The 5,304-nt window shown below is 66.2% G+C and carries 6 protein-coding genes; 2 read left to right on the top strand and 4 right to left on the bottom strand.

The window, feature by feature from the left end:
* Nucleotides 1–568, top strand: a 568-nt coding sequence (locus AAGI46_15475) for a hypothetical protein (GenBank protein MEM1013607.1), incomplete at its 5' end; no start/stop codon positions are given.
* A 119-nt stretch (nt 569–687) separates the two neighbouring features.
* On the opposite strand, the gene AAGI46_15470 is transcribed toward AAGI46_15475, so the two are convergent.
* Together AAGI46_15470 and AAGI46_15465 are read right to left on the bottom strand one after the other, a co-directional pair.
* Nucleotides 688–993: a hypothetical protein gene (locus AAGI46_15470; protein ID MEM1013606.1), complete on the bottom strand. Its 306-nt coding sequence runs from the start codon at nt 991–993 to the stop codon at nt 688–690.
* 60 nt (nt 994–1,053) lie between these two features.
* Nucleotides 1,054–1,644 carry a sigma-70 family RNA polymerase sigma factor gene (locus tag AAGI46_15465; GenBank protein MEM1013605.1) on the bottom strand — a complete coding sequence of 197 codons (591 nt, stop codon included), beginning with the start codon at nt 1,642–1,644 and terminating at the stop codon, nt 1,054–1,056.
* Nucleotides 1,645–1,959: 315 nt separating this feature from the next.
* On the opposite strand from AAGI46_15465, the gene AAGI46_15460 reads away from it, so the two are divergent.
* Entirely contained in the window at nt 1,960–3,585 is a 1,626-nt protein-coding gene (locus AAGI46_15460; protein ID MEM1013604.1) for a hypothetical protein, read from the top strand.
* 44 nt (nt 3,586–3,629) lie between these two features.
* On the opposite strand, the gene rpmB is transcribed toward AAGI46_15460, so the two are convergent.
* Both rpmB and AAGI46_15450 read right to left on the bottom strand, forming a co-directional pair.
* The gene (gene rpmB, locus AAGI46_15455) at nt 3,630–3,893 is read right to left on the bottom strand and encodes a 50S ribosomal protein L28 (GenBank protein ID MEM1013603.1); all 264 of its coding nucleotides are present in this window, start codon (nt 3,891–3,893) and stop codon (nt 3,630–3,632) included.
* Between the two features lie 120 nt (nt 3,894–4,013).
* Nucleotides 4,014–5,279 (bottom strand): hypothetical protein, encoded by a 1,266-nt coding sequence (locus AAGI46_15450; GenBank protein MEM1013602.1) that lies wholly within the window; start codon nt 5,277–5,279, stop codon nt 4,014–4,016.
* Nucleotides 5,280–5,304: the final 25 nt, after the last annotated feature.

Below are 5,304 nucleotides of genomic sequence, written 5' to 3'. Positions count from 1 at the left end.
TGTCGACGACGGCGAGGGCGGTACTGCCGTGCTCGCCCGGCCGCGGCTCAGCGTCGAAATGGAGAGCTCGGAAGTCAGCGACTTCGAACCGCGTGGTCGAAGCATCGCGATCCGTCACGAAAGTGGCGATCGCCTCGTCGCACTGCTCGAGCTGACGTCGCCCGCGAACAAGGACAGGCTGGCGCACGTCGAGCGCTTCGTCGACAAGGCGGAGCACTCATTTCGCAGAGGCGTGCACCTATCGGTGATTGACCTGTTCCCGCCGACTCGGCATGACGGGCCGGCCGGACTGTGCGGTGCAGTCGCAGAAGCGTGCGACTTCCCGGGCTACCGACCCCACGAAGGCAAGCCGCTTGCCATCACGGCGATCGACGCGGGCGAGCGGCTCAAGTACGAAGTGCGACGTCCGCACCTCTACGCCGAGCCGCTGACGGTGGGCGATGCACTGCCAGATCTGCCGGTCTTCTACCGATCACAGCGTTTCATCGAGGTGCCGCTGCAGGAGACGTACGACGAAGCCTTCCGCGGGACGGCAGCCCCGACTCGGCGGACGCTCGAAAAGGACTGAGACCGTCGCTCCTGCAACTCCGTCAGCCGCGGCGCTAACAGCCGGAGGACTGTCCGCATCGAACCGGCGGCGCGTAGAGCCGCGGCTGGCAGAAATGACTCGATCGGGTACCGCTTCGCTCAAAGCCGTGGACCGTCTCCGCTTGGTCCGCCCGCCTGCTCCCGCGCGGCGAAGCCTTGGAGGGCCGATTCGACGGCCTCTTCCTGCCGCTTGCTTTTGCGACACGTGCCGCACGTCCAGCGGTGAAGGACCTCGGCGGCGTCTTCGGCCCAGTGAGTTTCGCCATAGCGACGACGCAGCCGCATCTCGTCGGCGTCTTCGCAACGGAGTGTGAGGATGAGCAGCAGGTACCGACCGACCCGCGCAAACGTGCCGCGCTGTTTGGCGTCGTGCAGGTCCGGTGGGCGGTTGCGGAGGAGGCTCATGCCAGAAGTTCCTGAAAGCATGATTACCGTGTCAGTCGTGCGAGTCGCGTCTGGCTGACATCAAGTATCGGAAGATTGGGACAACAGGTTTGAAAGTTCTTTGCGCAGCCGCAGACGTCCACGGTGCACCAGCGTCCAGAGATTGGCCTTGGTCAAATCGAGAAGCTCGCACACGTCCTTCGTGTCCAGGCCGTCAATCTCGCGAAAAACCATCGCCTGACGCATCAGCGGCGGCATTCCGTCGAGGCAGCGAGCAAACGCTTCCCAGAACTCTTCACGTTCCATCGCGTCCGCAGGTTCGCGCACCCAGCGATCTCGGGCGATCGCGTAGACCTGGTCGCGGATGCTCGGGCCGCGGGCCTGGGTGATCTCGGCGAACTCCTCGGCCACGCGTCGTCGCACGCGATCTCGACGCACGTGGTCGACGATGCGTCGCCTCAAGAGCGTGAACAACATCGCCCGGTCCTGCTGGACGACGGTGCCTCTCTCCACAGCCTCGGCGGCGGAGACCAGAGCGTCCTGGACGGCGTCCTGCGCATCTTCCGCGTCACGCAGGCGCCGGCGGGCGAAGGCCAGCAGGTCGTCCCCGTACGTGCGGAACCAGTCGTCGAGCTGCTGACGGGTGGATGGTGAAAGCTCGGCCGACGACATGGGCGAAAGACCCCGCGACGCCATTACAGCGCCGCGAGGTCGGGGAAGAGTACGAGGTTGCAGCGGATGGACGTCGATTTCCGCGTCGCGACCTTGCAGGAAGTCGGGTGATTTCGACGGGGTGGCATGCGGGAGTTGGTGTCCGCTTATTGCGTTGTTCAAGAGCGGTGCGAGCGCGGTATCTCCGCGACCACTCCCAGAGCGAGCCGCCCGCGTGAGCGGGCGCTTCTGCGCCGGAAGCGCTCGCTCACGCGAGCGGCTCACTCGTCGTCATCTGGCTCGATGACGGGCGCTCTGGTCTCGCTAGCGTTCCGAGTGCGGTCCCGACGCGAGACACTGCGTGGGCTTGCGATGCCAACGTTGGCGGGGCTGCTCTCGCTGGTGTTCTTTGTGCCGGGGCTCACCTGGGGACTGCCGACGGGCGACGTCAATCGCTACCTCTTCGGCGATCGCACGCCGTGGACGGGTGAGGAGCTCGTTGCGCTCGCCGGCGGACTCGACGCCGACGCAGCGGCCGACGTCGATCGGAGCGACGACGCCGGCGTGTTCCTGAACGACACCGACGCCGAGCGGGCCGAAATCATCATCCGCTACCGGCTCTACAGCCAGCAGCCCGACGAGATGCTGACGCTGCGTGCCATCGCGTCCATGGCCGAGCGACGCAGCCCCGATCCGCAGTTCTACACGTACGGCGGGCTATGGATGTATCCGGTCGGCGGACTCATCGGCGTGGCGTCGGTCCTGGGCTTCGTCGAGCGCGGCGGCCTGGCGTTCTATCTCGATCAGCCGAGTGAGTTCGCAAAGCTGTACATCGTCATGCGGCTGTACGCCGTGCTCTGGGGCGTCGTCGCAAGCGTGGCGGCGGCGGTGCTGGTGCGACGGATCACGCGGTCGAACGTCCTCGGCCTCGTCGGCGGGCTGGTCGTAGCTGCCTTGCCGGTGGTGGTCGTCGCGGCTCACGAGGCCAAGCCGCATCTGCCGGGGGCAGCCCTCGCGTTGGTCGCGGTCTGCGTCGCTGACGGTTACGTGCGACGCGGCAGATGCCGTCAGCTGCTCCTCGCGGGGTTCTTCTGCGGCGCGGCGGCGGGCATGGTCCCGACGATGCTCGTGGCGCTCGTCCTGCTTCCGACAGCGTGGCTCATCCGTCGCAGCCGCGGGCTTACAGCCCGCGGTTCGGATCTCGCGATCGCATCATCGCTCGCGGCGGGTGTCTTTGTTGCCACCAATCCGTTCCTGCTGCTCAATCTCCCTGACCTTGCGAGCAACGCGGGGAACACGGCGTCGCACTACCAGCTGTCGGTCCACCCGAGCACGGTTGGCAGCGCATGGAACCTCTTCGGCGTAGCGACTGGACGCCTCGCTGGCTTTGCGGGGGCGGCGACGTTGCTGGGCGGGGCGTTGCTCGTCAAAGGGCCGACCGGGCGATCGTTGCGGCTCTTGGCGGTGCCGGCGGCGGTGGTGCTCGTCGGGTTCGCTGTCACGTCGTACGGCAGGCCGATGGATCATGCGCGTTTCGCGATCCTGCCTGCGATGCTCTGTGCCATCGCGGCCGTCGTAAGCCTGCGACTCGTCGTCCGGACGCTGAGCCAGGACGCCCACTCGTTTTCGACAACGCTCGCGGCTGCGCTGCTCGTCCTCGCGACGGCCGCGTTTGGGGCGAAAGAGCTCGAAGGCTTCCGACGAAACGCTGCCGGGAAGGACGACCGCGTCCGCGTCGTGATGACACTCAATCAGCTCGATGGCGGCGTGCTGCGTCTCCCGGCCGATCCGGCGCCATACGCCGTGCCGCCGTTTGATCTGTGGACGTGGCAGGCGACGCTTGATTCGGAGCCCGATGCCGACGTGGACCTTCGGCGTCGAGTGGATCGACGGCTTTCGTGGGCGGACCCGCGGCTGTCGGTTCTCGAGCGGAAGCGATCCAACGAAAAACCGAGCGACTGAAGTCGCTCGGCCTCTTGGGTTTTTCGGGATGGTGCCGAGGTGGGTCAGTCCTTCGCGTCTCCGGGGCGCCAGGTGCGCTTCTGCGGCTTGACGACGTCGCCGTTGCGGATCGCCTTCGCCGAGGCGTAGACGCGGACGACGCGGCCGTCGACGACGGCTCGGACCTTCTGCAGGTTCGGCTTGAACTTCCGCTTGGTGACGCCCGTGATCTTTGTCCCGACGCCGCCGAGGTACTTCGCCTTGCCGCGCAACGTCTTGCTGCGGCCGATCTTGGTCTTCTTTCCGGTGAAGTGGCACTGATAGGGCATGGCGAAAAGGTCGGGCGGAGAGGCTAGGCGCGGCGGACACGATGTCCAGACGTTGGCGAGAGCGATGCAAAAGCCCACGGGCATCGACCCGTGGGCTTGAATGATCGATCCGGAGTTGAATCAGCGATTGGGTGCCAGCAGCGGGAACTCCTGCTGCTCAATCTCACGTTGGAGGATGATCTTGGGGCGAACCAGGACCAGGAGGACCTGCTCGTCCTTGGCACGGGCACGGTTGGTGAAGAGCCGCTTGAGGAACGGCACCTTCGACAGCACCGGAACACCCGACTCTCGTTCGGTCTCGCCGGTGATCGTCTGCCCGCCCAGGAGCAGGGTGCCCCCGTCGGGGACGCTGACGGTCGTGGCGATGGCGATCTGCTCGAAGTCGACCAGCTGCAGGAAGCTCGGGGGCGAGCCGCCGCCGAAGCCGAACACGTCCGGCGTGCCGTCGGGATCGACGTTGTTCGCGTCGACACCACCGGTCACCTGGAACGTGGCGATGTTGTTGATGCGTGTCAGCTGCGGCTGGAGCGTGAGCGTGACGTACCGGCGGTCGGCACTGACGGTCGCCTGCACCTGGAGCAGGATGCCGTCCTGAATCTCGTCCGTTTCCGGGTTGTAGCCGACGACGCCGCTGGCGACGACCGCCTCGAGCTCGCTGACGTACTGCTGCGTGCGTGCGACGATGACGACCGCGCTCTGGCCGTTGAAGAGCGTCAGGTTCGGGGCCGTCAGCGACTGGACGTCTCGACGCTGCTGCAGGGCTTCAATCAGGATCGTCGCCTGGAAGTCGTCGAGGAAGGCCTGGAACTGCGTCGAGAGCGACTGACCGCCTGCGGGATCAAAGATGTTTCCGAGGCTGCCCGGTGCACCCGTGCCGAGGTTGCCCGGCGCGGTGAAGTTGTTCGATCCCTGGTCGACCTGGATCGGCCCGACGCCCGGATTGCCCGGGCCAGCAAAGGGCGGGTTGAAGTTGAAGCGGAAGTCGAAATCGACGCCGATCCGCTCCAGGAAGTTGCGCTGCACGGTCAGGAACCGCGTCTCGACGTTGACCTGGATGGCCCGGGTCTCGCGGAACTTGCTCAGCAGCTGCGAGACGAGTCGGAGGTTTTCGGCCGTCTGCGTGATGACCAGCTGGCCGTTGAGCTCGGAGATGGCACCGATGCTGCCGCCGTTGGCCGTCCAGGAGTCGGGGGCGACCGTGGTCTGGATCAGCTCCTGGATGCGTTCGATGAGCTCTTCGCGGTCGAGGTTGTTGTTGTTCCCACCACCACCGCCACCACCACCGCCACCGAATCCACCGCCACCGCCGCCGCCACCACCACCACCACTCGCGCGCAGCGTTCGTGCCGCCCTCTGGCCACCAACGCAGCTCTCAGCTCCAGTCACACCACACTTATTAAGCTACAGCGCG

The organism is Planctomycetota bacterium (genome assembly GCA_038746835.1).
In the GTDB taxonomy this organism is placed as follows: Bacteria; Planctomycetota; Phycisphaerae; order Tepidisphaerales; family Tepidisphaeraceae; genus JBCDKH01.
This window is presented reverse-complemented; position numbering and strand designations above follow the sequence as displayed.

Bases quoted from the DNA above. Each gene is read 5' to 3' on its own strand.
- AAGI46_15470 (MEM1013606.1), bottom strand. From the start codon at position 993: ATGAGCCTCCTCCGCAACCGCCCACCGGACCTGCACGACGCCAAACAG.
- rpmB (MEM1013603.1), bottom strand. From the start codon at position 3,893: ATGCCCTATCAGTGCCACTTCACCGGAAAGAAGACCAAGATCGGCCGC.
- AAGI46_15465 (MEM1013605.1), bottom strand. From the start codon at position 1,644: ATGTCGTCGGCCGAGCTTTCACCATCCACCCGTCAGCAGCTCGACGAC.